At 66.5% G+C, this 25,378-nt stretch carries 27 protein-coding genes; all 27 read right to left on the bottom strand.

Going from position 1 to position 25,378, the window contains the following annotated elements; translation table 11 throughout:
* Window positions 1-4: 4 nt before the first annotated feature.
* Window positions 5-2,191, bottom strand: coding sequence for a polyribonucleotide nucleotidyltransferase (pnp, locus tag AB1446_06120; protein MEW6546479.1), 2,187 nt, complete (start codon window positions 2,189-2,191; stop codon window positions 5-7).
* Window positions 2,192-2,289: 98 nt separating this feature from the next.
* Window positions 2,290-2,559, bottom strand: a complete 270-nt coding sequence (rpsO, locus tag AB1446_06115; protein ID MEW6546478.1) for a 30S ribosomal protein S15 — start codon at window positions 2,557-2,559, stop codon at window positions 2,290-2,292.
* A gap of 73 nt (window positions 2,560-2,632) precedes the next feature.
* Window positions 2,633-3,589, bottom strand: a complete 957-nt coding sequence (locus tag AB1446_06110) for a bifunctional riboflavin kinase/FAD synthetase (GenBank protein MEW6546477.1) — start codon at window positions 3,587-3,589, stop codon at window positions 2,633-2,635.
* Window positions 3,590-3,592: 3 nt separating this feature from the next.
* Window positions 3,593-4,480, bottom strand: a complete 888-nt coding sequence (gene truB, locus AB1446_06105) for a tRNA pseudouridine(55) synthase TruB (protein ID MEW6546476.1) — start codon at window positions 4,478-4,480, stop codon at window positions 3,593-3,595.
* A 53-nt stretch (window positions 4,481-4,533) separates the two neighbouring features.
* Window positions 4,534-5,505 (bottom strand): bifunctional oligoribonuclease/PAP phosphatase NrnA, encoded by a 972-nt coding sequence (locus AB1446_06100; protein MEW6546475.1) that lies wholly within the window; start codon window positions 5,503-5,505, stop codon window positions 4,534-4,536.
* Window positions 5,498-5,935, bottom strand: coding sequence for a 30S ribosome-binding factor RbfA (gene rbfA / locus AB1446_06095; protein ID MEW6546474.1), 438 nt, complete (start codon window positions 5,933-5,935; stop codon window positions 5,498-5,500). Before rbfA ends, AB1446_06100 begins: the two co-directional genes overlap by 8 nt.
* A gap of 15 nt (window positions 5,936-5,950) precedes the next feature.
* Window positions 5,951-6,262 (bottom strand): DUF503 domain-containing protein, encoded by a 312-nt coding sequence (locus AB1446_06090; protein ID MEW6546473.1) that lies wholly within the window; start codon window positions 6,260-6,262, stop codon window positions 5,951-5,953.
* A gap of 45 nt (window positions 6,263-6,307) precedes the next feature.
* The gene (infB, locus tag AB1446_06085; protein ID MEW6546472.1) at window positions 6,308-9,430 is read right to left on the bottom strand and encodes a translation initiation factor IF-2; all 3,123 of its coding nucleotides are present in this window, start codon (window positions 9,428-9,430) and stop codon (window positions 6,308-6,310) included.
* Between the two features lie 37 nt (window positions 9,431-9,467).
* Window positions 9,468-9,755 (bottom strand): YlxR family protein, encoded by a 288-nt coding sequence (locus tag AB1446_06080; protein ID MEW6546471.1) that lies wholly within the window; start codon window positions 9,753-9,755, stop codon window positions 9,468-9,470.
* Complete coding sequence (nusA, locus tag AB1446_06075; GenBank protein MEW6546470.1) at window positions 9,752-10,798, bottom strand: transcription termination factor NusA; 1,047 nt, start codon at window positions 10,796-10,798, stop codon at window positions 9,752-9,754. The genes AB1446_06080 and nusA overlap by 4 nt, the downstream gene beginning before the upstream one ends.
* Window positions 10,799-10,810: 12 nt before the next feature.
* Entirely contained in the window at window positions 10,811-11,272 is a 462-nt protein-coding gene (rimP, locus tag AB1446_06070) for a ribosome maturation factor RimP (protein MEW6546469.1), read from the bottom strand.
* 271 nt (window positions 11,273-11,543) lie between these two features.
* Complete coding sequence (locus AB1446_06065) at window positions 11,544-11,747, bottom strand: hypothetical protein (GenBank protein ID MEW6546468.1); 204 nt, start codon at window positions 11,745-11,747, stop codon at window positions 11,544-11,546.
* Between the two features lie 96 nt (window positions 11,748-11,843).
* A complete protein-coding gene (dsrB, locus tag AB1446_06060; GenBank protein MEW6546467.1) occupies window positions 11,844-12,902 on the bottom strand; it encodes a dissimilatory-type sulfite reductase subunit beta in 1,059 nt (352 codons plus the stop codon).
* 52 nt (window positions 12,903-12,954) lie between these two features.
* Entirely contained in the window at window positions 12,955-14,148 is a 1,194-nt protein-coding gene (dsrA, locus tag AB1446_06055; GenBank protein ID MEW6546466.1) for a dissimilatory-type sulfite reductase subunit alpha, read from the bottom strand.
* Window positions 14,149-14,325: 177 nt separating this feature from the next.
* A complete protein-coding gene (locus tag AB1446_06050; protein MEW6546465.1) occupies window positions 14,326-14,955 on the bottom strand; it encodes a glycosyltransferase family 2 protein in 630 nt (209 codons plus the stop codon).
* A 34-nt stretch (window positions 14,956-14,989) separates the two neighbouring features.
* A complete protein-coding gene (proS, locus tag AB1446_06045; protein MEW6546464.1) occupies window positions 14,990-16,423 on the bottom strand; it encodes a proline--tRNA ligase in 1,434 nt (477 codons plus the stop codon).
* Window positions 16,404-17,513, bottom strand: coding sequence for a flavodoxin-dependent (E)-4-hydroxy-3-methylbut-2-enyl-diphosphate synthase (gene ispG / locus AB1446_06040; GenBank protein MEW6546463.1), 1,110 nt, complete (start codon window positions 17,511-17,513; stop codon window positions 16,404-16,406). The genes proS and ispG overlap by 20 nt, the downstream gene beginning before the upstream one ends.
* 1 nt (window position 17,514) lies before the next feature.
* A complete protein-coding gene (rseP, locus tag AB1446_06035) occupies window positions 17,515-18,534 on the bottom strand; it encodes an RIP metalloprotease RseP (protein ID MEW6546462.1) in 1,020 nt (339 codons plus the stop codon).
* A gap of 6 nt (window positions 18,535-18,540) precedes the next feature.
* A complete protein-coding gene (locus AB1446_06030; GenBank protein MEW6546461.1) occupies window positions 18,541-19,683 on the bottom strand; it encodes a 1-deoxy-D-xylulose-5-phosphate reductoisomerase in 1,143 nt (380 codons plus the stop codon).
* Window positions 19,680-20,837, bottom strand: coding sequence for a sporulation integral membrane protein YtvI (gene ytvI / locus AB1446_06025; GenBank protein MEW6546460.1), 1,158 nt, complete (start codon window positions 20,835-20,837; stop codon window positions 19,680-19,682). Before ytvI ends, AB1446_06030 begins: the two co-directional genes overlap by 4 nt.
* On the bottom strand, window positions 20,758-21,600 hold the full coding sequence (locus AB1446_06020; GenBank protein ID MEW6546459.1) for a phosphatidate cytidylyltransferase: 843 nt from the start codon (window positions 21,598-21,600) through the stop codon (window positions 20,758-20,760). Before AB1446_06020 ends, ytvI begins: the two co-directional genes overlap by 80 nt.
* Before the next feature lie 3 nt (window positions 21,601-21,603).
* Window positions 21,604-22,389 (bottom strand): isoprenyl transferase, encoded by a 786-nt coding sequence (locus AB1446_06015; protein MEW6546458.1) that lies wholly within the window; start codon window positions 22,387-22,389, stop codon window positions 21,604-21,606.
* Window positions 22,352-22,579 carry a hypothetical protein gene (locus AB1446_06010; protein ID MEW6546457.1) on the bottom strand — a complete coding sequence of 76 codons (228 nt, stop codon included), beginning with the start codon at window positions 22,577-22,579 and terminating at the stop codon, window positions 22,352-22,354. The genes AB1446_06015 and AB1446_06010 overlap by 38 nt, the downstream gene beginning before the upstream one ends.
* Complete coding sequence (frr, locus tag AB1446_06005; GenBank protein ID MEW6546456.1) at window positions 22,576-23,133, bottom strand: ribosome recycling factor; 558 nt, start codon at window positions 23,131-23,133, stop codon at window positions 22,576-22,578. Before frr ends, AB1446_06010 begins: the two co-directional genes overlap by 4 nt.
* Complete coding sequence (pyrH, locus tag AB1446_06000; GenBank protein ID MEW6546455.1) at window positions 23,123-23,854, bottom strand: UMP kinase; 732 nt, start codon at window positions 23,852-23,854, stop codon at window positions 23,123-23,125. Before pyrH ends, frr begins: the two co-directional genes overlap by 11 nt.
* A gap of 13 nt (window positions 23,855-23,867) precedes the next feature.
* Entirely contained in the window at window positions 23,868-24,458 is a 591-nt protein-coding gene (tsf, locus tag AB1446_05995; protein MEW6546454.1) for a translation elongation factor Ts, read from the bottom strand.
* A complete protein-coding gene (rpsB, locus tag AB1446_05990; GenBank protein ID MEW6546453.1) occupies window positions 24,455-25,180 on the bottom strand; it encodes a 30S ribosomal protein S2 in 726 nt (241 codons plus the stop codon). Before rpsB ends, tsf begins: the two co-directional genes overlap by 4 nt.
* Window positions 25,181-25,378: the final 198 nt, after the last annotated feature.

Here is a 25,378-nt window from a genome sequence, read left to right as displayed (position 1 = left end):
GGGCTCACCGCCTTTCCTGACCGCGGCCGGGACGGTGTGCTGGGGAATGCTGTTCCCGATTACGAAGCTGGTCATCCCCGCGCCGGGCCTGCTCAGCCAGCAGGGCCTGCCGGCGGGAGAGGTTGATGCGCCCCATGCGGTCGATCTCCGTGAGCTTCACCAGCACCTCGTCGCCCACGTTCACCACGTCCTCCACCCGGTTCACCCGACGGTCGGAGAGCTCGGAGATGTGCACCAGGCCCTCCTTGCCGGGCAGGATCTCCACGAAGGCACCAAAGCTGGTAATGCGGGTGACCTTACCCCGGTAGATCTGCCCCAGTTCCGGCTCGGCGGTAAGGGCCCTGATCATGTCCAGGGCCTTCTCGGCACCCTCGGCGGGGCCCGCCACGAAAACGCGCCCGTCGGATTCCACGTCGATCTTGGTGCCCGTCTCCGCGATGATGCGGTTGATGGTCTTGCCGCCCGGCCCGATGACGTCGCGGATGCGGTCGGGGTGGATGGTGATGCTCAGGATGCGGGGAGCCCAGCGACTGAGTTCACGACGCGGCGCGGGCAGTACCTCCAGCATGCGCTCCAGGATGTACAACCTGCCACGCCGCGCTTGCTCCAGGGCCCGGCGCAGGATGTCAACGGTCACCCCCGGGATCTTGATGTCCATCTGCAGGGCCGTTATCCCCTTCGTGGTGCCGGCCACCTTGAAGTCCATGTCTCCCAGGGCATCCTCCATACCCTGGATATCGCTCAGGACCACCACCCGGTCGCCTTCCTTGATCAGGCCCATGGCCACCCCGCTCACGGGCGCGGAAATGGGCACCCCTGCATCCATGAGGGCCAGGGTACTGCCGCACACGGACGCCATGGAGGTGGACCCGTTGGACTCCAGGACTTCCGACACCAAGCGCAATGTGTAGGGGAAGACGTCCTCGGCGGGGATGACCGCCTCAAGTGCCCTTTCGGCCAGGGCACCGTGCCCGATTTCCCGCCGGCCCGGCCCCCGCAGGGGCCTGGTCTCGCCGGTGGAATAAGGCGGGAAGTTGTAATGGTGCATGAAGCGCTTTTCCTCTTCCTCACCGGTGTCGTCCAGGAGTTGCACGTCACCCACTGCCCCCAGGGTAGCCACGGTGAGGACCTGCGTCTGGCCGCGCGTGAACAGCCCGGAGCCATGCACCCGCGGGAGCAGGCCCACCTGGCACCAGACCGGCCTGATTTCGTCCGGGCGGCGCCCGTCAGGCCTTACCCCATGCTCGATGATCTGGCGGCGCATCTCTTCCTTGAGGATCTTCTTGAGCACCACCGCGATCAGTGCAGCACCCTCCGGGTACTCGGCGGAAAAATGTTCCACTACCCGGGCTTGCAGTTCCGCGCTCGCCTTCTCCCGCTCGGTCTTATCCGCATACCCGAGCAACTCTGAGACAAGGGGGGTGGCATACTCCCTCACCCTGCGCTCGAGTTCGGGATCGGGCAGGAACAGGGGGAATTCCCGCTTGGGCTTGCCCACCTCCCGGGCCAGGTCGGCGATGAACCGGCACACCCGGCGGCATTCTTCGTGGCCGGCGGCGATCGCGCGCAGCACATCTTCCTCGTGAACTTCGCGGGCGCCCGCCTCCACCATGATCACCGCTTCCTCGGTACCCGCCACCACCAGGCCCAGCGGCGAAACTGCATGCTGGCTCTGGTTGGGGTTCAACACCACCCGGCCGTCAACCAGTCCCACCTCACATGCCCCCACCGGGCCGTTCCAGGGGATATCCGAGATGCTCAGGGCCGCCGACGCACCCACCAGCCCGCAGACTTCAGGAGAGTGGTCGTGGTCAACGGAGAGCACGGTGACAATTACCTGCACGTCATTACGAAGGCCCTCCGGGAACAGGGGCCGGATGGGGCGGTCGATCAGCCGCCCGCTCAGGACGGCCCGCGTGCTGGGACGACCCTCCCTGCGGTGCCAGCTACCGGGGATGCGGCCTACCGCGTACAGCCGCTCCTCGTAATCCACAGTGAGGGGCAGGAAGTCGACCCCTTCCCGCGGCTCCGGGGAGGCAGTGGCGGTCACCAGCACGGCGGTCTCCCCGTAACGCACCAGGCAGGCGCCGCCTGCCTGCCTGGCCATCTTCCCCACTTCAATACGCAGGGGACGACCGGCGAAATCCATCTCGAAACACCGGAAGCCCTCCGGCTCCCAGGCTGCTGGCATGTGCTCAAGGGCAGCTTCGCTCAATACCATTCCTCCCTTCCCCTGGGGTTTACCCCCTGGGGTTCCTCAAACGAAGGGCGGGCCTCCCGCCCGCTCCTTCAACCCCGGATGCCGAGTCTCTCAACCAGGGCTCTGTATCGTTGGATGTCGGTCTCTTTGAGGTACCTGAGCAGATTGCGCCTGTGCCCCACCATCTTGAGCAGGCCCCGCCGGCTGTGGTAGTCGTGGCGGTGTTCCTTCAGGTGCTCGGTGAGTTCGGAGATACGTTCGGTGAGCAGGGCGATCTGCACTTCCGGCGACCCCGTATCCTTCTCGTGCCGGCGGTATTCCGATATGATCGATTGCTTCTTTTCTCGCGCCAGGGTCACTACGGCCTCCTCCTTCCCGGGACATCCCCTGCACCCAGCCGGCCGCCGGAGTCTCGGACCGCCGCGTGCAGGTTCAACCAGATCGATTGTAGCACACCACCCCCCTGCTGTAAACGCGCAGGGCAGCCAGGGCACGCCGGCTGTCAACCTCCAGTTGCCGGGCCAGGGCAGCAGGATCCGGAAAACACCGCTCTCCCCGCAGGCGTCTCCAGAAGGCTACCTCAATCGGCTCCCCGTACAGATCCCGGTCGATCCCGGGCAAATACACTTCTAGCCGCGCCTCTCCCCCCCCGAAGGTGGGACGCCTCCCAAAGTTGGCCACCCCGGGCAAGGTAGCATTCACCCACACGGCGTACACGCCGGGAGCAGGCATCACTTTCCGGGGATCACACTCCACGTTAGCCGTCGGGTACCCCAGGCCGCGTCCCCGCCCGTCACCGCGCACCACCCGGCCCGTCACCCCGTAGGGCCGCCCCAGCATCGTGCGGGCCCGGGCCACCGCCCCCTGCATCACTGCTTCCCGGATGGCCGTGGAAGACACCACCCGCCCCCGCACCCGCACCGGTGGGAAAACCTCAACCCTTGCGCCCCGCTCCTCACCCCACCTCAGGAGGTCGGCGGGAGTACCCAGGCCTTCCCGTCCGAAGGAGAAGCTGAAACCCACGTGCACCCTGCGCGCCCTCAGCATGCCTTCCAGCACCTCGCGCGCGAAATCTGCGGGGCTCATCGCGGCCAGCTGCCGGTCAAACCTCATCACCAGCAGAAGGTCTACCCCCAGGGTGGCCAGGATAGCGGCCTTTTCTTCGGGAAGGGTCAACCGCCGGGGGCCGTTACCGGGGCGCAGAACCTCGAGGGGATGGGGTTCGAAGGTGAGGACGGCTGCCGGCAGCCTCTCCTTCCTGGCCCCTGCCACCAGGCGTCGGATCAGGCGCTGGTGCCCGAGGTGCACCCCGTCAAAGGTGCCCACCGCCACCGCCAGTTCGCCCGAGCAGACAAGCGGATTCGCCAGCGAAAATTCATGACATTGCACCTGTCAGTTCACCCCGACCAGCACCGTTTCCAGAGCCAGAACCCTCTTACCACCCACCCAGCGGGCGATGGCCCACAGGTCACCCTCCGGCCCCATCACCCGCACGGTCTGACCCGGGGACAACCCCCCCCGCGCGGGTACGTCCAGGAAGGCCGGTGGAACGTGCCCGGCCGCCACCTTTTCCCGCCCACCCCGCATGTGGACGGCGGGAAGGTGTTCTACCATCCGCACCATGGGCTGCACGCCCTCCCACGGGTGGGCCCGGATTTCCTCCAGCAGGAGGGCATCTCCCAGGCGGAAAACACCCACCCCCGTGCGCACCAGGAATCCCATGTATCCCCCCACCCCCAGGGCATCCCCCAGGGCCTGGCACCAGGTGCGGACGTATGTGCCGTGCGAGCAGGTGAGATCGATCACCACCCGGGCCCGCACGCCGGGCTGGAATTCCACCACCCGGGCAGCGAATACCGTCACCCGCCGGGACGGACGGGGGACCTCCTGCCCCCGCCGGGCCAGCCGGTACAGCGGCTCACCCTCGTACTTCAGGGCCGAAGTCATGGGGGGTACCTGCTCCAATTCTCCCGTGAGGGACGCCACCGCCTGCTCCACCCGGATCCTATCCAGGAAAGAGGCATCACCGCCCGGTTCCGCGGGAGAGGAGCTGTCACCCGTGGCGGTCCGGGCCCCCAGCACCGCTTCCGCCCGATACTCCTTGGTCCCCTCCAGAACAAAGTGCAAAAGGCGGGTGCCCCTCCCCAGAGCCACCACCAGCACCCCCGCCGCCCCCGGGTCCAGAGTCCCGCCGTGCCCCGCCCTGATCCCCAGCCAACGGCGCAGGCACGCCACCACGTCGTGGGAGGTCATCCCCGGGGGCTTGAGCACGTTGATCACACCCCCTTCGACCTCCGCCCCGCCTGCATGGTGCCACCCTGCGGACCGGCCCCTCATCCCAGCACCGTCCTCAACCGGGAGAGCACCAGGGCCCTGGCCGCCTCCACGGGGCCTTCCAGCAGGCACCCGGAAGCGCGGGCATGACCACCCCCGCCCAGCGAAGCCGCCAGCTCGCCCACGTCCACGTGGCGGGAGCGGAACCCCACCTTGACCCGGCCATCCTCCTCCTCCCGGAAGAGGATGGCCACCTCCACCCCGGCCACGGACCGGGGATAGTTGATGAGGCCGTCGCTGTCGGCCAGGGTAGCACCGGTGCGGGCCAGCATGTCCCGCGTCAGGGTGACATGGGCTACCCGGCCCCCCTGTTCCACGGTCAACGTCCCCAGGACCAGGTGGGCCAGACGCAGAGAGGCCGGGGAACGGGTCTCGTAGACGTGCCGCGAGACTTCCGGGGGGCTTGCCCCCGCCTCCACCAGGCGGGCAGCAGCCCGGAAAGCGCGGGGAGTGGTGTTGTCGTACTGGAACGACCCCGTATCGGTCATGAGGGCCACATAAAGGCAGGTGGCCACCTCGGGCCCGATGGGTACCCCCAGGCAATCGGCGATGGAAATGATCATCTCCCCCACCGCGGGTGCCTCCGGGTCCAGAAAACGCACCCGGCCGAACCCGCTGTTGGTGGGATGATGGTCCACGTTCACCAGGGGGAGATCCGCCACGTACTCCCGGGTCTTCTCCCCCGCCCGCCCCGGGTCGGTCATGTCCAGGAACACCGCCCCCGAAAACTCTCCCGCCACCCGGTCCAGGGGCACCACCCGATCGCTGCCGGGCAGGAAACCATACACCGGGGGAAGGGGGTCCCGCTCGTAACTGACCACCGTCTCCACTCCCAGGCGGTCCAGAAGCAGGGCCAGTCCCAGCACCGATCCCACGCTGTCTCCGTCGGGAGCAAGGTGAAGGGGCAAAAGAAAACGCCGCCCCGACGCCAGCACCCGCGCCACCTCGGCGGCGGCCGGCTCCTTACCCATGCCCTTCCTCCCCGACACCGGCATCGCCACCACCACAGGCACCGATGCCGCTCTCACCCCGCGTCCCGGCACCGTCACCCGCGCCCGGTCGTGACCGCCCGACGTCCTCGATCAGCTTCAGCACCCTGGCCCCCTTCTCCAGGGATTCATCCAGGTGGAAAGCAATCTCCGGGGTACGGAACAGCCGGACCCGGCGCCCCACTTCGGACCGGATGAACCCGGTGGCGCTGCGCAGACCCTCCATGGTGGCCTTCTTCTGGGCTTCGTCACCCAGGACCGACACGTACACGCGGGCGTGACGCAGATCGCTGGACATCTCCACCCGCGTGATGGAGGCAAACCCCACCCGGGGGTCCTTCAGTTCAGAGAGCAGAGCGGATATCTCTTCCCGTAAGACTTCGGATACTCTCTCCTGCCGCGTCCCCGCCACGAGTCCCTCCTCCGTCTAGTAGAATTCCACCTCGTAGTCCTGAAGCAGGACTCCCGAGGCGTCCACCACCCGCACCACCGCGTCCAGAACCTGGCCGCACACCGTGCGGTCCCCCGACACGCAGGCCACGGCCACCGTGGCGCGCTGGTGGGCGTCCTGGTGGCCGACTTCGGCCACGGAAACGTTGAAACGGTGGCGCAGCCTATCCACCAGGCTCTTTATCACCCTACGCTTGTCCTTGAGACAGCCGTTGCCAGGCAGGGCCAGTTCCAGGCGGACTACTCCCACCACCACTACCCTCACCCCCTGGCGCGCGGGGCGTGCCACGGCAGCTCTTCACCGTGCGGGGGGTAGCGCTGTAACCCTCACCCCTCAAAGCTCGGGGCGTACCTCCTCCACCGTGTACACTTCCAGTTCGTCTCCCTCCTTGACATCCTGGAAGCGCTCGATGAAGATGCCGCATTCCATGCCGGCGGGAACCTCCCGGACATCCTCCTTGAACCTCTTCAGGGAGTCGATGCGGCTCTCGTGTACCACGGTACCGTCGCGCACCACCCGCACCTGGGCACCCCGTACGACCTTGCCCTCGGTAACGTAGCACCCGGCCACATTCCCCACCTTGGGGACGTGGAAGGTGGCGCGCACCTGGGCCCGACCCAGGGGGATCTCCCGCAGGGTGGGTTTGAGCAGCCCCCGCATGGCCGCCCGCACATCGTCCAGCAGTTCGTAGATGATCCGGTAGGTGCGTACCTCCACGCCTTCCTGCTCGGCAGCCCGGCGGGCATTGACGTCCGGACGCACGTTGAACCCGACCACAATGGCACCGGACGCGGAGGCAAGCATGATGTCCGACTCGGAGATGGCGCCCACGCCCTCGTGGAGGATCACCACGCGCACCTCGGGGTGCTCCAGCTTCTGCAGGGCCTGACGCAGGGCCTCCACGGACCCCTGGACGTCCGCCTTGATGATCAGGCGCAGCTCCTGAACCTCGCCCGCCCTGGCCTGGCGCATGAAGTCCTCCAGGCCCACCCGACGTGTCTGCTGCTCTTCGGCGCGGTGGCGCAGCTGCCGCTGTTCGGCCACGCTGCGGGCGACGTGCTCGTCCGGAACCACCCGCAGGATATCCCCGGCCAGAGGTACCTCTTCGAACCCGATCACCTCCACCGGCATGGAGGGACCGGCTTCCTTCACCTGCCGCCCGCGGTCGTCGGTCATGGCCCTCACCTTGCCCCAGGTGAGACCGGCCACGAAGACATCCCCTGTACGCAGGGTACCAGCCTGTACGATGACGGTGCCCACCGGTCCCCGGCCCCGGTCCAGCTTAGCCTCGATGATGGTGCCCCGGGCCGGCCGGTCGGGGTTGGCCTTCAGATCCTGCAGGTCGGCCACCAGCAAGATCATCTCCAGCAGCCGGTCCAGGTTCTCGCCGGTGCGGGCGGACACCGGGACCATGACCACGTCTCCGCCCCAGTCTTCCGGGATCAGGCCGTGCTCGGACAGCTGCTGCTTGACCCGGTCGGGACGGGCATCGGCCCGATCGATCTTGTTGATGGCGACCACGATGGGCACGCCCGCCGCACGGGCGTGACTGATGGCCTCCACGGTCTGGGGCATGACCCCGTCGTCGGCGGCCACCACCAGGACGGCGATGTCCGTGACCTTCGCCCCGCGGGCACGCATGGCGGTGAACGCCTCGTGCCCGGGAGTATCGATGAACACGACCTGTCGTCCATTCCACTCTACGGTATAAGCACCGATGTGCTGCGTGATCCCTCCGGCTTCCTGATCGGTGACCCGCGTGTGGCGGATGGCATCCAGGAGCGAGGTCTTGCCGTGGTCAACGTGACCCATCACCGTGACCACGGGGGGACGGGGCCTGAGCAGGGCCTCGTCTTCCCCTTCTGTTTCCTCGCGGTCTTCGACCAACAGCTGTTCCTGGGTGACCTCCGGCTCCTTGACCTCAGCACCGAATTCGCTGGCCACGATCATAGCGGTCTCTCGGTCCAGTTCCTGGTTTATGGTGGCCAGCACTCCCATTTCAAGCAGCTTCTTGATGACGTCCGCTGCCGGCACGTTCAACTTCTCGGCCAGTTCCTTCACGGTCAGGGGACCGAGTATGGTCACTTTCTTGGCCACCACCGGCTTCCGCTCCACCCGAGCAGGGGCCGGACGGTGATAGCGCGCCAGGCGGCGTACGCCTTCTTCTTCCTCCTCGTGCTCCCAGGGCTCCACCCGCCGGGGAGGTGCCTTCTTGCCCGGCTTAGCGGCGGGCTTGGGAGGCGCCATGGGTGAAGGCGGCGCTGCCCGCCACCCGGGCCGCATCCCCGTCCCCGGCCGACCCCCCGGAGCCGGACGACCCCCTCCCGGACGCCCTGGACCTGCTCCGGGACGCCCCGGACCTGGTCCGGGACGCCCCGCACCTGCTCCGGGACGCCCCGGCGCGCCGGCGGGGCGACCCCATCCTCCGGGTCGGCTCTCGGGGGGCCGTTCAAACCCGCGTCGGTCCTCTTCCCGTTGCCTTACCGGAGTGCCCGCGCCCTGGCGCCACGTGGGAGCCACCGGCCTCACCGCGGGAGCCTGGGGACGCTGCGGGGCCTCGGCCGGACGGGCTCCGGTTTCCGCCGGAGCCACACGCGCCTCAGCAGGACGGGTGGCCGTCTCAACGCGAGCCGCTTCCGCCCGTGGCGCCGCGGTCTCCGCCCCAGCTACTCGAGCATCCGCGGGACCGGCCGCAGCATCAGCCGGAGCCACCCGGGCCTCGGCGGAACGAGAAACGGTCTCGGCCGGGGCAACCCGTCCCTGGGCCGGAGCAGCAGCAACCCGCGCTTCCGCTGCCTCAGGCGCCTTAGCGGGGCGGACGGCAGCCGCCGGGGTTTCCACCCCGGGGCGAGCAGGCTCGCCTGCGCGGGCTACAGCCGCGCCAGGCGCCTGCGCCGCCGGCTGGCCCTCCCCGGGACGGGGCGGCGCCTCTGCCCGCCCCTCCGGAGCCGCGGGGGCCGGCCTGGCTGCCGCTGGTGCAGCCGCTGCCGGCCTGGCAGCAGGACCGGGTCCGGGCCGGGCCACAGCACCGGGGAGGGGCCGCGTGACTCCGGGCGGGACGGGCGGAGCGGGGGGTGTCACAGCCTGGCGAAATACGGGACGGACGGCCGCGCCTGGGGCGAGCTCCCACTGCTTCGCCGGTTCCTTCCCGTGCTCCTCCGGGCGCTCCTCGCGCCTGCCCTTGCCCCTCTGAGGACCGACGGCCACAACCTTGGGCTCGGGCGGCGGCGGAGCCGAGACCACCCGCGTCACCGGTTTGGGCCGGGGCGCCTTCGGCTTCGGTTTGTCCTTACGCTCAAGGGGCACCCGGCCCTCGATGATGTCCGTCACCAGTTGGGTGGTAGCTTCGTCCATGGTACTCATGTGGTTGCGGGCATCTATATCCAGGTGTTGCAGGACGTTAAGGATGATCTTGGAATCCACGTTCAGTTGTTTGGCCAGTTCGTAAACTCGCATCCATACACCTCCGAAAATTCAACCAGGCCCAGGGACTTCAGCAGGGACCACCTGGCCCGGAGTCGCCGCCCACCTGGCGGCGCAGGGCACCCAGTATTTCAGAAGACAATTCCTTGCCCAGGGCTTTCTCCAACCTTCTGGCCTTGACCGCCTTATCCAGACAAGCTTGATCGGGACACACGTAGGCCCCCCGCCCCGACTTCTTTCCCGTGGGATCCAGCAGGATCTCGCCGTCGGGAGTGCGCACGATGCGCAGCATCTCCCGCTTGGGCTTCATCGCCTGGCAACCCACGCACATGCGCATGGGGACGTGGCGGCGCTTCACTCACTCACCCCCTGGGCCTGGGACTCACCTTTGATGTCCACCTTCCAGCCCGTGAGCTTGGCTGCCAGCCGGGCATTCTGTCCCTCCCGGCCTATGGCAAGGGAAAGCTGGAAGTCGGGGACGATCACGCGGGCCACGCGGGTATCCTCGTCGCAGTACACGCGGATGGCCCGGGCCGGGCTGAGGGCGTTGGCCACGTAAATCTCAGGGTCGACGTCCCAGCGAATGATGTCCAGCTTCTCGCCCCTCAACTCGTTGACGATGGCCTGCACCCTCATCCCCTTCGGCCCGACGCAGGCACCGATGGCATCCACATCGGGGTCACGGGTGTACACTGCCACCTTGGACCGGGAACCCGGCTCGCGGGCGATGCCCTTGATCTCCACGATGCCATCGTGGATTTCGGGAACCTCCAGTTCGAACAGCCTCTTGAGAAGACCGGGATGGGTGCGGGAAAGGATGATCTGCGGTCCTCTGGTGGTTTTTCGTACCTCCAGCACGTAGCACTTCAAGCGATCCCCCTGGCGGTAAACCTCTCCCGGTATCTGCTCCGAGGGGGGCAACATGCCCTCGGTCCTGCCCAAGTCTACCATTACGTTGCGGTACTCGTGCCGGTGCACTATGCCCGTCACGATGTCTCCTTCACGACTGGCGAACTCCTCGTAAATGAGACCCCGTTCCGCTTCCCGGATCTTCTGCAATACCACCTGCTTGGCGGTCTGGGCGGCAATGCGACCGAATTCGCGGGGGGTCACCTCGTGCTCGATGATGTCGCCCACCGCGTAACCGGGATTGATGGCCCGGGCCTCCTCAAGGGCCACCTCCTGGCGCGGGTCCGCTACCTTCTCGACCACCTGGCGGCGGGCAAAAACCTTTATGGCGCCGGTGCGCGGATCCACTTCCACCCTCACGTTCTGCCCCGTGCCGAAGTTCCGGCGGTATGCTGAAATCAGGGCCGCTTCTATGGCCTCCGTGAGCTTCTCCTTGGGCACCCCGCGTTCTCTCTCGAGTTGTTCCAGCGCAGTCACCAATTCACCGTTCACATCGCGCCCTCCTCAGATCTCTGCCACCAGGTGCACCTTGGCCACCTGCTGGCGGGGAACCAGCACCTCCTGTCCGTCGACTTCCAGATGAACCCCGCCCTCTTCCAGGCCCAGGAGGGTACCTTCCAGGCGCTTCTGCCCCTGCACGGGAACGTAGGTGTGTACTGCCACCCGACGTCCCCGGAAAAGCCAGAACTCCTCATCCCTGCGCAGTACCCGGTCCAGCCCGGGTGAGGAAACCTCCAGCACATACGTCCCCGGGATGGGATCGGCCGCGTCCAGCATGTGGCTCAACTCCTCGCTCACGCGGGCGCACTCGTCCAGCAGAATGCCCCCCGGCTTATCCAGGATCACCCGCAGCACCGACCGCCTCCCGCGCCGGGAGAACTCCACGTCCACCACGGAAAGCCCCATGGGACCCGCCACCTCGCGGGCCATGGCTTCCACCTGCTTTTCCACTTCCCGTCCGCCCACGCCGCTCACCCCCGACCAGGCCCCCCTCAAAAAACTGGGCCTGCCGCAGGAGCGGCCGACCCTCGACCTACCCGCTTTGGGCACCCGCGCCGATACGCGCAAAGAGTGGGTCGTGAAACCCACTCACCAGCGCCGGAAAGACGTCGGCGCCCAGGCGACCGCACTACACCAAAGCCAGTATAGCACATCCGCCCTGGCGCCGCAACCAAGACACATCCGCGCCCGGCAGCAAGGAGTCAGCCCGCCCAGAACCCCGGGCTGACTCCCCCTCTCACTTGCCCTTGAGCTTGACGTAGGAGGTGCCGATGTAGAGGAATTCCACCCGATCTTCCCGGGCCAGTTCCCTCACAGCGGCATCCACCAGCGCCTTCTTCTCCTTCAGAGCCTGGGCGATGTCGTGGCTCTTGGCCTTATCCACCTTCGCCAGGTACTCCAGCACCCGAGCTTTCAGTTCCTCGCTGGCCGGCTCGGTCATGCTACCATCTCCTTAACTTGCGGGCGCGGCCCCCTCACGGGTGCGCGCGAGAGGCATCGCCCGCGGCGGGACCCTTCGGGGGCGGGAGGCCCTTGCTTACCACTTGAAAGTGGCCGCGGTGCGGAAGGTGGGAATAGCGAAGATGAAGTCGTCGATGTGCTTGTCGGTGAAGGGAATCTCCGCCAGCTCAAAGAACCGCTCCCAGCCTATGCGCTCGATCCACTCCCCGTACCGCTCGCCCTTGCGCGCGTTCTTGGCCCACACCTCCACCAGCTTGCGGACGGCGGCCGTGACCTCGGGCCACCGCGGCGGGTTGTTGGGCAGATAGGGGATAGCCAGCCGCGAGAACATGGGCGCGGTCCGAGCGTTGGACACCTTGCCGCCCACGAAGATGGCCACCCCGTCGTTCTCGGGGTCGGCGATCTTCATGCCCGGGCACATGGTGTAGCAGTTCCCACAGTACATGCAGCGCTCCTCGTTGACCTCCACGCTCTTCAACTTGGGGTTGGGCCGGATGGCCGCCGTGGGGCAACTGGCGACCAGGGTGGGGATCTCGCACTGCTTGGAGACGATGTCGTGGTCGATCACGGGCGGCTTGCGGTGGATGCCCACCATGGCGATGTCCGAGCAGTGCACGGCACCGCACATGTTCAGGCAGCACGCCAGGGCTATCCGTAGTTTGGCGGGCAGCTCCATGCCAACGAAATACTCGTACAGTTCGTCCATGACCGCCTTTACTATCCCCGAGCCGTCGGTGGCCGGCGTGTGGCAGTGGATCCAGCCCTGGGTGTGGATCATGTTGCTGATGGAGTTGCCGGTGCCGCCCACGGGCCACCCTTTCTCATTTAGTTCGGCCAGGAGCGGTTCTAGCTTGCTCTTGTCCGACACCAGGAATTCGATGTTGTGCCGGCTGGTGAAGCGCAGGTACCCGTCGCAGTAACGGTCGGCGACGTCGCATATCTCGCGTACCCTGTCCACCGTGAGCAGGCGGGCAGAGCCCACCCTAACGGTGTACAGTTCTGCACCCGTTTCCGACACGTGCCGCAAGACCCCCGGCCGGACGATCTCATGGTACTTCCACCGCCCGTAGTTCTCCGCAATAACGGGTGGCAACATGTCCTTGTAGTTGGGAGGCCCTATGTCAGTCCGGGACACTTTTCCTCACCCCTTGCAGGTCAAGCATCATCAGGCTGCCAGCAGAACAGGCCTAGCCCTGCTCCTGCAGTTCCTCAGGCCACCAGAAGTAGTAGGGGTTGGCCCGGGGACGAAACACCATCTGCGGGGCAGGCGGGAGGCCGACCGCCTTGAGGAATTCCCGCATGCCTTTGCGGTAGATCAGTTCACCCACCCGCTCCCGGGTCTTGGCGTTCTCGTCCCACCATTCCCAGATGCGCCGCAGGAGATCCTTGAGTTCCTCGTAAGGGGGCTCCAGCTTCATAAAGGGGACGATGACCCAGGAAAGGAAGGCGGTCTGCAGGATGGTCGCCTTACCGCCGATGAGGATGGTGGCTCCCTTCTCCAGTCCCGGCCGCAGGGCCTTGGGCATCGTGTTGATGCAGTGCATGCAGCGGTTGCATTCTTCCGCCTTGAGCCCCAGTTCGCGCGTCTCGGCATTCCAGGAAAGAGCGCCGGTGGGGCACTTGTGAACCACTTCACGCCAGATGTCCATCCCGGCGGCGGCATACTCCCGCACCGCGTCCTGATCAATGCGGATGCTATCCCGCCAGGTACCGATCACGGAGAGGTCGGCCCGGGCGATGGCCGCCACGCAGTCGTTGGGGCAGCCGGCGATCTTGAGTTTGAACTTGTATGGCCACATGGGGCGGTGCAACTCGTCCTGGAACGTGTTGGTCAGGTCGTGACAGACGTCCAGGGTGTCGATACACGCCCACTCGCACCGGGCCGGACCCACGCAGGCGCTGGGCGTACGCAGGTCGGAACCCGAGCCACCCAGGTCAAATCCGGCCTCGCTCAGGGCATCGAAGCAGGGTTGGAGGTTCTGGGTGGTGGTCCCCAGCAGGATGATGTCCCCGGTGGAGCCATGGAAGTTGGTAAGCCCGCTACCGTAGGCCTCCCAGATGTCACACAACCGGCGGAGCTTCTCCGTGGTGTAGAACCAGCCGCTGGGCTGATTCACACGCATGGTGTGGAACTCCGCCACGTTGGGGAAAACGTCACCGACATCCGAATACCTGCCGATTACTCCTCCCCCGTATCCTTTGACTCCCACAATGCCGCCGTGTTTCCAGTGCCCCTTCTTGTCCCGGTAGGACATCTCCAGCTGCCCCAGGGCATCCTGCACGGCGGGCTTCCGCTGGGCGAGCTTCTTCATGTCCGTGACGAAGCTGGGCCACGGGCCCTTCTCCAGCTCGTCCAGCAGCGGCGTCCTGGATTCCGCCATCCAATCACCCCCGTCTCTGTTTTCCGCGGGTGCGCCCACTGCCGGCGAAGACCTCTGCCGCCACTTTCGCTCGCGCTAGTGAAGCGCCCGGCATTACTTATTCACCACCGGCTGGCCAGAATCCTCTATTGCTGCCCCGAAGTTACCGCGAAAGTTCTCCCGCTCACAAGGGGCATCCTAGGCACGCAGACCGTGGCGCAATATGTCCCAGTACATGCGCAAACGGGCCTGAAACCCGGCCCAAAACCCCAGCTTCTCCTCCTTCATGACATGGGTGAGCCCCGGCAGGGGGACTTCTTTTACCCGCAGGCGCTGGCGGCGGGCGTGCCGCGTCAGGGCCACTTCCACGCCGTAACGGCTGACCTCGAGCGACGGCACCTCTTCCAATACCTGACGCCGCAGAGCGCGCAGGCCAGACAGAAAAGGGGTGATGGCCTGGGCCAGATCGGTGGCCAGTCGCCCCCCGCTGAAGGTCCCCACCGTCATGTCCGCCTCCCCCTGGATCACGGGAAGGATCAGGTCCGTCACGTGCTCCTCCCGCAGGCCTACCAGGTCCGCATCCAGGAACACGATGAACGGGGCATCGGTGGCCGCCACCCCTGCGCACATGGCCGCCCCCTTACCCTGGTTGGGTTGCAATTCCACCACCCGCACCCCGAAAGAACGCGCCACCTCCGCGGTGCCGTCGGTGGAACCGTCGGAAACCACCACCACCTCGTCCACGGCCCGGCACTTAACCAGGGTGGAAAGAACACGGCCTATGGTACGCTCTTCGTTGTAGGCGGGTACCACCGCCGCCACCTTCACCGCCCGGCCCCCCTCATTGGCCACGGGTCACAGCTCAGTAGGCGCGGGCAAAGTAGGCCACCTGCCGGGCCGGCTCCCCGCACAGCACGCAGCGACCTTCCCCCTGCTCTCCAAACGGCAGGCACCTGATAGTGGCTCCCGTCTCCTCCTTGATGCGCTCCTCGCACCCGGCCTTTTCACACCAGAATGCCCGGATGAACCCCCGGGCTCCTTCCATGATGGCCCGGAAGCGATCGAAGTCTTCTACCTGGTGGGTGTTGGCCTGCCGGAACTCCAGGGCCTTCCGGTACAGCCCCCTGTGCACTTCCCCGAGCAGGTCACTCACCCCCTCTTCCAACCGGGAACGAGGGACGGCCACCCTCTCTCCGGTATCGCGCCGGGATACCGTCACCTGATCGGCGGCCAGGTCACGGGGACCCACCTCTACGCGCAGGGGCACCCCCCGCATCTCCCAGTCGTTGAACTTCCAACCCGGGCTGAACTCTGGCCTGTCATCCAGCTTCACCCGGAAGCGCGCGCGCAGGCGGTCCGCCACCTCCCGGCTGGCGGCCAGAACCCGCTCCGTGTCCCGTCCCACGATGGGAACCACCACCACCTGGTATGGCGCGACCGGGGGCGGCAGCACCAGACCGCGGTCGTCGCCGTGCACCATGATGAGGGCTCCCACGATACGGGTGGAAATGCCCCAGGAGGTCTGCCAGACGTACTTGAGCTGGCCGTCCTCGTCGAGGAACTTGATGTCGAAGCTACGGGCGAAGTTTTGTCCCAAGAAATGGGAGGTGGCACATTGCAGCGCCCGCCGGTCCCCCATCAGCCCTTCGATGGTATACGTACGCACGGCCCCGGCAAATCTCTCTCCCGGACTCTTTTCCCCGGGGATGACGGGAATAGCGAGGAAGTCCTCCACGAAGCTGCGGTACACTTCCAGCATGCGCAGGGCTTCTTCCTCGGCCTCTTCGGCCGTGCGGTGGCAGGTGTGTCCCTCCTGCCAGAGGAACTCGGTGGTGCGGATGAAGGGCCGGGTGGCTTTTTCCCACCTCACCACGTTGCACCACTGGTTGATGAGCACGGGCAGGTCCCGGTAAGACTGGATCCACTTACTGTACATGACCCCGATGACGGTCTCCGAGGTGGGGCGCACCGCCAGCCGCTCGGCCAAATCCTCGTCCCCTCCCCGGGTAACCCACGCCACCTGGGGGGAGAATCCGGCCACGTGCTCGGCCTCCCGGCGGAAGAAACTCTCGGGCACGAAGAGGGGGAAGTAGGCGTTCACGTGACCGGTTTCCTTGAAGCGGCGGTCGAGCTCTGCCTGGATGCGCTCCCAGATGGTGTAGCCATAGGGTCGGAATACGATGCATCCCTTGACGGGGGCGTAATCCGCCAGTTCAGCCTTGAGCACCACGTCCACGTACCACTGGGAGAAATCCTGTGACCTGGGTGTAATGGCCTTAACGAACTCCTTCTCCATGCTGAGAACCTCCCTCTATGCCGTGAGAGTCCTCCGGCCGGCCATCCAGCAGGGCCTGTACTTCGGCGAGGAGTTCTTCCACCATGCGCGAGGCAGGGACGTTACGGATCCTCTTGCCCTTACGGAAGAGCACAGCCCGCCCCCGACCGGCCGCCACTCCCACATCGGCCTCCCGCGCCTCGCCGGGACCGTTTACCACGCAACCCATGACTGCTACTCTCAGGGGCGCTTCCACCCCAGCCAGAGCCTCCTCGACGCGGGAAGCCACCGTCATGAGATCCACCTGGCAGCGCCCGCAGGTGGGGCAGGTAACCAGTTCCACGCCCCGGGCCCGCAGTCCCACCGCCCGCAGGATGTGCCACGCCGCCTGCACTTCGCGGACGGGGTCAGCATTCAGGGATACCCTTAGGGTTTCCCCGATCCCTTCCAGCAACAGCGCCCCTATGGCCACCGCCGACCTGATCGCTCCCGCCCAGGCCGTACCTGCCTCGGTCAACCCCAGATGCAGGGGATAGGGGCAGCGGACGGCCGCCTGCCGGTAAGCCTCCACCGTGGTGGGGACATCCGAAGCCTTAAGGGACAGCACTATGTCCGAAAACCCAACCGCCTCCAGGGCATCTGCCTGGCGGAGGGCACTCTCCACCAGGGCCCGCGCGGTACGGCCGTATGACCTTGCCATCTCCTTTTCCAGGGAGCCGGCATTGACGCCTATGCGGATGGGTACCCCGCGGTCGCGGGCGGCCCGGGCCACTTCTTCCACCTTCCAGCGGGCACCAATGTTCCCCGGATTGATGCGCAGCTTGTCCACGCCCTGATCGAGGGCCGCCAGCGCCAGGCGGTAGTCGTAGTGGATGTCCGCCACCAGGGGTAGCTTTGTACGGCTCCTGATCTCCCCCAGAACCCGGGCAGCCTCCGCGTCGGGCACCGCCACCCGCACGATCTCACATCCGGCCGCCTCCAGACGCCGGATCTGGGCCACGGTGGCATCCACGTCCCGGGTGTCCGTCTTGGTCATGGACTGCACCCGCACCGGGTTGCCAGCACCCAGGACCAGATCTCCTACCTTCACCGCGCGTGTGGTCCTTCCCATCTCACGCCCCCAGCCGTGCCAGGTCCATGTAGGTGATCACCAAAAAGAGGATCATGAGGAGGGCGAAACCCACCAGGTGCACGAGGTTCTCCCGGGCCGGGTCGACGGGCCTTCCCCGCACCGCTTCCAGCGCCAGGAACATGAGCCGGCTGCCGTCCAGGGCCGGGATGGGGACCAGGTTGATGAGGGCCAGATTGGCGGAAATAACTCCCGTCAGGTAAAGCAGGGAGGAAAGACCCACCCGGGCGGCCTGCCCGATGAGTTCGCCGAGGCCCACGGGTCCCATGAGGCGCGCCTCCACTTTCCCCGTGACTGCCAGCAACATCCCCCTGATCCAGAGTATGGTCACCCGGTATGTCTCCCTCAGCCCGGACCACAGCGCCCGCAACGGGGGATCGCGCTGCACCTCCACCCTGGGCGCCAGCCCCACAAATCCCAAGCGGGGATCGCTGGGCGACGGCTCAGGAACCACCACCACGTTCTCCCTGAGTCCGCCCCGTTCCACGGTGACGGCAAGGGGCCTGCCTGGAGAGGCCTGCACCATCGCCACCACTTCTTCCCAGATGGTGACGCGCCGCCCCTCGATTTCCAGGATGCGGTCACCCGCCTGTATCCCGGCCCTTTCGGCCGGCTTGCCGGGCAGGACCTGGGCCACCGTCAGAGTAGCCCGCCCGATCCCCAGCACGGCAAAGATAAGAGTGAACAAGACCACCGCCAGGAGCAGGTTCATGAGGGGGCCGGCGAAGATGACGCCCGCCCGGGTGAGCAGTGGCTGGCGCGCGAACCCCCGGGGGTCATCAACTTCCCCCGGCTCCATGCCGGCGATACGCACGCCCGCACCCCAAGGGATGGCCCGCAAGGCGTACCAGGTTTCGCCTACCCGGCGGCGGTAAAGGGCGGGACCGAAGCCGATGGTGAATTCGTGCACCCTGATCCCCGCCCACCGGGCACCCAGGAAATGGCCGGCCTCGTGGGCCACCATGAGTAAGCCAAGTACCAGAACTGCCACCAGAAAGGTCATGCCCTGTCACTCCCCGGCTATCTCGGCCGCCCGCCGGCGGGCCCAGGCATCGGCCTCCAGGATCTCTTCCAGGGACCGGGCCGGGCCCGGGACGTGCTCACTCATCACCTGTCCCACCACGCGGGATATGCCGGGAAAAGAGATCTCACCCCGCAAGAAGCGCTGGACTGCCACTTCGTCCGCCGCACTCATCACGGCCGGCATGGTCCCCCCCATTCTACCCGCCAGGTATGCGTATTGCAAGCAAGGGAAGTCCCGGACGCGAGGGGGTTCGAAGGTGAGGTTGCGCCCGGCCAAATCCAGCAGGGAGATGGGGGGCGAGACGCGCTCGGGGTAGAACAGAGCGTAGGCGATGGGCAGGCGCATGTCCGGGGGAGCGAGCTGGGCCAGCACCGACCCGTCCTGCATTTCCACCAGGGAATGAACCCAGCCCTCGGGATGGATCACCACCTCAATGCGATCGAATTCCACCCTGAACAGGTGGTGGGCCTCGATTACCTCCAGTCCCTTGTTCATGAGGGTAGCCGAATCCACGGTGACCTTTGGCCCCATCTTCCACACCGGGTGACGGAGGGCTTCCCGGGCGGTAACGTGCTGCAGGGCGCGGGAGTCCAGGGTGCGGAACGGCCCGCCCGACCCGGTGAGGATGATCCTCCGCACGGAAGCCGGGTCTTCCTTCCGCAGGCATTGATGGATGGCCACGTGCTCGGAGTCCACGGGTAGAAGTTCCCGCCCCCTGGCCGCCTCCATCACCAGGTGACCGGCCGCCACCAGGGTTTCCTTGTTGGCCAGGGCCACCCGCTTGCCCGCCTCCAGGGCAGCCAGCGTGGGCACCAGGCCGGCCAGCCCGGAGGTGGCCACCAGCACGGTGTCGGCTTCCGGCCAGGTGGCGAGTTCCCGCATGCCTTCGTCCCCGGCCAGCACCTTCACCGCGCACGAAGCGAGTTCCCGTGCCGCCTGCCGCGCCGCCTCCCCATGGGCTACCGCCACCGCCTGAGCACCGAACTCCCGAGCCTGTTCGGACAGGAGGTCGATGCGGCTGCCCGCCCCCAGCCCCACCACCCGGAGCCTGTCAGGGTGCCGGCGCACCACGTCCAGGGCCTGGCGGCCGATGGACCCCGTACTTCCCAGGATCACAAGGTGCCTCACGCCCGCCTGCTCCCCCCCGGCGGCTGACCCCCGTTCTGGCCAAAGGTGAGGATGCCCGCCTGCCTCATGGCCGAAAGCAGCATCACCGCCAGCGGCCCCGCCGCCAGGCCCAGGATGCCCAGGAGGCGCGCTCCCACGTACATGGAAAGGAGAGCCGCCAGGGGGTGGATGCCCAGCCTCTCGCCCACCACCCGGGGCTGGGCAACCTGCCGGGCCACGGAAATACCCACGTACAGCAGGCCCAAGCCTATCCCCAACCCCACCTTGCCCCAGATGAGGTTGTACAGCATCCAGGGCACGAACAGGAGCCCCGGCCCCAGGACGGGCAGGATGTCAAGCAGCCCCGACACCAGCCCCAGCAACAGGGCATACGGCACCCTCATGGCCGCCAGCCCGGCCATGGTGATGGCGGTGGTGAGGGCAATGAGCAGGAGCTGGGCAAAGGCGAATTCCCCCACCGACCGCACCAGGCGCAGGGCCAGGTTTGCCACCGGTTCCCGCCACCCCGGGGGTACCAGACCCAGGAAGAACGTACCGATGGCGCCCAGGTCGCGGCTCATGAAGTACGACGCGATGGCCGCCACCAGGGTAACGATGCCCAGCTCCGGGAGGGCGGCCACGGCCAGCAGGGCCTGAGAAAGCGCCCGCGCCAGGAAAGCGTACAGGTTAGCCAATTGCCCGTATATTTGCTCGTTGACGGCCGGTGGTAAAGAGGCCATGAGCTGGCCCGCCCGCGCCGTCAGTTCATCCACCAGCTGCCGGGCCGTCTGGTAATACTCCGGTAACGCCTCGACCAGCTTGCTGATTTCCACCACCAGCGTGGAAACCGCCCAGGTGATGAGGGCGAAAAAGAAACCCAAGACCAGGGTGAGGGCCACCATCACCGCCGCCGACCGGGAGAGCCGCATCCGCTGCAGGGCCCGCACCACCGGCTCAACGGCGAGGGCCAGCAGCAGCCCCAGGACAAACGGCCACAGGTACGGCAGAAGGTAGCGGACGAAGACGTACGTCCCCACCAGGACTGCACTGGAGAGAAGACAGGAAACGGCAAAAGGATTTAGCCCCTTCTTAAAGTTACATCCCTCCCAGAACTCGCCACCAGTAGAGGACGGGGGCGGCAAAGGCCAGGCTGTCGAACCTGTCCAGCACCCCACCGTGGCCGGGGACGAGACGGCCGGAGTCCTTTCGTCCGGCGGCGCGCTTGAGCGCCGACTCCGCCAGATCACCCACCATCCCGGCCAGGGCGGCTCCGCCCCCCAGGAGGGCCCCTAGCGGCGCTCCCCGGTCGAGCAGGGGACCTGCGGCCGCCGCCCCCGCCGCCGCGGCAACCAAAAGCCCTGCAGCCGCTCCTTCCCAGGACTTACCCGGGCTGAGCCGGGGCACCAGGCGGTGGCGCCCCCAGGCCAGGCCGGCGAAATAGGCGGCCATGTCCGCAGCCCACACCGTAGCCAGCAAGAACAGGGTCCATCCCAGTCCCCCGGCACCCTGGCGCAGGAGCACCATGTGTCCCAGGCCCAGACCGGGGTACAGTACCCCCAGCAACATGCCGGGAGCCCGCGTTCCCCCGGGGTACATGGCGGCATCCAGGGCCATCACCACCAGCACCACCACGGTGGTAGCTCCCAGCAGAACGCCGGGGGTACGATTTTCCCCCGGAGACGATACCCAACCCGCTGTGAGGGATGCCGGCACCGGAAGCAATCCCCCCAGGAGCAGTACCAGACCGGCAGCCAGAACGGCAGTCACCGCTGCGGCCAGGCGCAGGCTGCGGCCGCTTCCGGCCATCCATATCGCCTCCACCGCGGCCGCACCTGCGAGCAGGGCCACGAGCACGGTCCACACCCCACCTCCCCACCACAGACAGGCCAGGAAGGGAGGGGCCCCCAGGGCTACGGTTAGGACCCGGGTTCTCAACATGGCCTATCCTCCCTCGGGACTATCCAGCCCTCCGAACCGGCGGTGCCGGCGCTGGTAGTCAGCCACCGCCTCTGCCAGGTGGACGGGGCGGAAGTCAGGCCACAACACAGGGGTGAACCAGAACTCGGTGTATGCGGCCTGCCACAGGAGAAAGTTGGATATGCGCAGTTCCCCCGAAGGGCGGATGAGCAGGTCGGGATCGGGCAATCCCGCCGTGTCCAGGTAAGAGGCGAACTTCTCCTCGCTGAGTTCCGGGTCCACCCTCCCCGCCAGCACATCCTGCAGGAAACGGTGGCAGGCATCGATGATCTCCCGCCGGCCCCCATAGTTCAGGGCCACCACCAGCTGCAACTTCTCTCCCGCCGCCGTTCGCTCCCGCACCCGCTCGAGGGCCTGCCGCGCCCGCGCCGGCAGTACCTCGGGATGCCCGATGACGCGCACCCTAACCCCATTCTCAACCAGGTTATCTAGTTCCCGGTCGACGTATTCAACCAGGAGATCCATCAGGCCCTGCACTTCCTCGGGCGGCCGCCTCCAGTTCTCGGTAGAAAAGGCGTAGAGGGTGAGCACACCGATGCCCAGCTCGGCGCACGCCTGCACCACCTGGCGGATGGACTCCAGTCCCGCCCTGTGCCCGGCCAGGCGGGGCAGGCCCCGCTGCACGGCCCAGCGCCCGTTGCCGTCCATGATGATGGCCACGTGTCGGGGGATGGGCCCGCGCCGCAACTGGGCCTTGCGTTGCTCCCAGTCGCTATTTGCCTTCTTTCTTTTCCCGCCGGTACTCTTCATGTGCGTATATCAGTAACAGCCGACCCGCCTCCGTCACCCGCTGCCCCACCACCATGGCACGCCCGCCCGACGTCCCCGGCCAGGGAGGTCGGGTGAGGAGACACTCTACCTGCCAGCCCGCGGCCCGGGCGCGGGCCCGGGCCTCTTCCAGCGGCAGTCCCCACAGCAGGGGCGGATCGCACGGGTTCAAACCTCCATGATCTCCTTTTCCTTCGCTGCCAGTATACGATCAATTTCCCCGATGTACTTGTCAGTGAGCTTCTGCACCTGCTCCTGGCCGCGGCGCAGATCATCCTCGGTGATCTGACCCTCATCCTCCAATTCCCTGAGCATTTCCACTGCTTCCCGGCGGAGGTTGCGGATGGCCACCCGCTGTTCCTCGGCCCAGCGCCTGGCCTGCTTCACCAGTTCCTGCCTGCGTTCCTGGGTGAGCTGCGGCAGGACAAGCCTGATCACAGTGCCGTCGCTGGTGGGGGTGATCCCCAGTTCCGACTTCATGATGGCCTTCTCGATGGCAGCGATCTGGGACCTGTCCCAGGGCTGCACCACCATAAGCCGGGGTTCGGGGACGGTGATGGTGCAAAGCTGAGTAATGGGAGTAGGGGTGCCGTAATAGTCAACCACCACTTTCTCCAGCAAAGCCGGGGTAGCCCGTCCCGCCCGCATCCCCGCCAGTTCCTTCTGGAAGAGGAGGCAGGTCTTCTTCATCTTCTCTTCGGTTTCCCGGTATACCTCATCGAGCATCATTCTCCCCCCCGACCAGTGTCCCGATGGGTTCTCCCAGCACCGCCCTGCGGATGTTGCCCGGCCTGCCCACATCGAAAACGATAATGGGCACCCGGTTCTCCATGCACAGCGAAGCGGCAGTGGCATCCATCACTCGCAAACCCTGGTTGAGGATGTCCAGGTAGCCCAGCCGGTCCAACTTGCGGGCGGCCGGGTTCCGGCGGGGGTCGTCATCGTACACCCCGTCCGTGCCCATCTTGGCCATGAGGAGCACCTCGGCCCCGATCTCCGCCGCCCGCAGGGCGGCCGTGGTATCCGTGGAGAAATAAGGGTTACCCGTCCCGGCGGCGAAGATAACCACCCGGCCCTTCTCCAGGTGACGGATGGCCCGCCGCCTTATGTAAGGCTCCGCCACCTCGCGCATCTCGATGGCCGTTTGCAGCCGGGTCTCCAGGCCCCGCCGTTCCAGGGCATCCTGGAGGGCCAGGGAGTTGATGACGGTGGCCAGCATCCCCATGTAGTCGGAAGTGGCCCGGTCCATGCCCCGGGCGCTCCCTTCCGCTCCCCGCCAGATGTTGCCTCCTCCCACCACGATGGTGATCTGCACGCCCAATTCGGTCACTTCCTGGATCTCGGCCGCCATACCGTCCAGGAAATCCAGGTCGATGCCCCGGCCCAGGCTACCCGCCAGAGCCTCCCCGCTCAGCTTCAACACCACCCGGCGGTAACGCGCCTTCACCGGGGAAGCCCCCTCAACTGGCTTCGCCCAGGTCAAAACGGGCAAAGCGCCTGACCACGACATTCTCGCCCACCCGGGCAATGAGCTGGGTGAGCAGTTGCCCCACGGTAACCTGACCGTCGCGGATGTAAGGCTGATCCAGGAGGCAGGCTTGCTGGAAAAACTTTTCTAGCCTCCCCTGCACGATCTTCTCGGCCACATGGGGAGGCTTCCCTTCGGCCTCCGCCTGCACGCGCAGGATTTCCTTCTCCCTCTCCAGCACCTCCGCGGGCACCTGGTCCCGGGAGACGTAGGTCGGGTTCATCGCCGCTATCTGCATGGCCACCTCGTGCACGAACTCCCGGAACTCCGGGGTACGGGCTACGAAATCGGTTTCGCAGTTAACCTCCACCAGCACCCCCAGACGCGAACCGGGGTGAATGTACGCATCTATAATGCCTTCGGAGGCCTCCCGGCCAGCCTTCTTCGCCGCCAGGGCGAGCCCCTTCTCCCGAAGAATGCGCACGGCACGCTCCATGTCGCCGCCCGCGCTCTCCAGAGCCTTCTTGCAATCCAGGAGCCCTGCCCCCGTCATCTCCCGCAACTGCCTGACCTTCTCGCTCATGCGCCTTCCTCCCTCACTTGCTCGGCGGGAAGCACCTGCACCCCCTGCAATCCTTCCAGTATAGCGTCCGCCATCTTGCTCGTGATGAGTTTTACCGCCCGAATGGCGTCGTCATTGCCCGGGATGACGTAGTCGACCTCGTCCGGGTCGCAGTTGGTGTCCACGATGGCCACGATGGGAATGCGCAGGCGGCGAGCTTCCTTCACCGCGATGGCCTCCTTGCGAGGATCCACCACGAACAGCGCCGAGGGAAGTTCCTTCATGCCCTTGATCCCACCCAGGTACTTGTCAAGCCTGGATCGCTCCCGCTCCAGCCGGGCGACCTCTTTCTTGGGCAGGCGGGCCAGGTAGCCAGACTCCGCCATTTCCTCAAGTTGCATGAGCCGCTCAATCCGGCGCCTGATGGTGGGAAAGTTTGTCAAGGTGCCCCCCAACCAGCGCTGATTGACGTAGAACTGACCGCACCTGCGGGCCTCCTCGGCCACCGATTCCTGGGCCTGCTTTTTGGTGCCCACGAACAGCACCCTTCCCCCCTGAAAAGCCACGTCCCGCAGGAACTCGTAGGCCTCGTCCAGGAGCCGGACGGTCTTCTGCAGGTCGATGATGTAGATGCCGTTCCGCTCCGTGAAAATGTAGGGGCGCATCTTCGGGTTCCACCGCCTGGTCTGGTGCCCGAAGTGCACCCCTGCTTCCAGCAACTGCTTCATGGACAATACCGGCATGATGCTACCCCCTGGTTAGCCTCCGCCTCCTTCACCCCGGACAGAACCGGCCCCCTACGCTGCGGATCTCGGCCATCGCCCCGGGCCGGCACCTACTGCCCCAGTCAGAAGGCGTGTGTAATCTTGCGCCGGCCGGGCGCCCTGTCTGGACCCCCGCCTGGCGCCGCCGCAAAGTATACCACAACCTCCAACCGCCAG

The organism is Bacillota bacterium (assembly GCA_040757085.1).
In the GTDB taxonomy this organism is placed as follows: domain Bacteria; phylum Bacillota; class Sulfobacillia; order JACIYH01; family JACIYH01; genus JACIYH01.
The sequence above is the reverse complement of the archived record's forward strand: the minus strand, read 5'-3'. Positions and strand labels throughout refer to the sequence as shown.

Excerpts from the sequence above, each read along its gene's own strand:
- dsrA (MEW6546466.1), bottom strand. The coding sequence starts at position 14,148 with ATGGCGGAATCCAGGACGCCGCTGCTGGACGAGCTGGAGAAGGGCCCG.
- ispG (MEW6546463.1), bottom strand. The coding sequence starts at position 17,513 with ATGGGAAGGACCACACGCGCGGTGAAGGTAGGAGATCTGGTCCTGGGT.
- rseP (MEW6546462.1), bottom strand. The coding sequence starts at position 18,534 with ATGACCTTTCTGGTGGCAGTTCTGGTACTTGGCTTACTCATGGTGGCC.
- tsf (MEW6546454.1), bottom strand. The coding sequence starts at position 24,458 with ATGAGCGAGAAGGTCAGGCAGTTGCGGGAGATGACGGGGGCAGGGCTC.
- AB1446_06100 (MEW6546475.1), bottom strand. The coding sequence starts at position 5,505 with ATGGGTAAGGAGCCGGCCGCCGCCGAGGTGGCGCGGGTGCTGGCGTCG.
- infB (MEW6546472.1), bottom strand. The coding sequence starts at position 9,430 with ATGCGAGTTTACGAACTGGCCAAACAACTGAACGTGGATTCCAAGATC.
- frr (MEW6546456.1), bottom strand. The coding sequence starts at position 23,133 with ATGCTCGATGAGGTATACCGGGAAACCGAAGAGAAGATGAAGAAGACC.
- AB1446_06065 (MEW6546468.1), bottom strand. The coding sequence starts at position 11,747 with ATGACCGAGCCGGCCAGCGAGGAACTGAAAGCTCGGGTGCTGGAGTAC.
- proS (MEW6546464.1), bottom strand. The coding sequence starts at position 16,423 with ATGGAGAAGGAGTTCGTTAAGGCCATTACACCCAGGTCACAGGATTTC.
- rpsB (MEW6546453.1), bottom strand. The coding sequence starts at position 25,180 with ATGCCGGTATTGTCCATGAAGCAGTTGCTGGAAGCAGGGGTGCACTTC.
- AB1446_06015 (MEW6546458.1), bottom strand. The coding sequence starts at position 22,389 with ATGAAGAGTACCGGCGGGAAAAGAAAGAAGGCAAATAGCGACTGGGAG.
- pnp (MEW6546479.1), bottom strand. The coding sequence starts at position 2,191 with ATGCCAGCAGCCTGGGAGCCGGAGGGCTTCCGGTGTTTCGAGATGGAT.
- AB1446_06020 (MEW6546459.1), bottom strand. The coding sequence starts at position 21,600 with ATGTTGAGAACCCGGGTCCTAACCGTAGCCCTGGGGGCCCCTCCCTTC.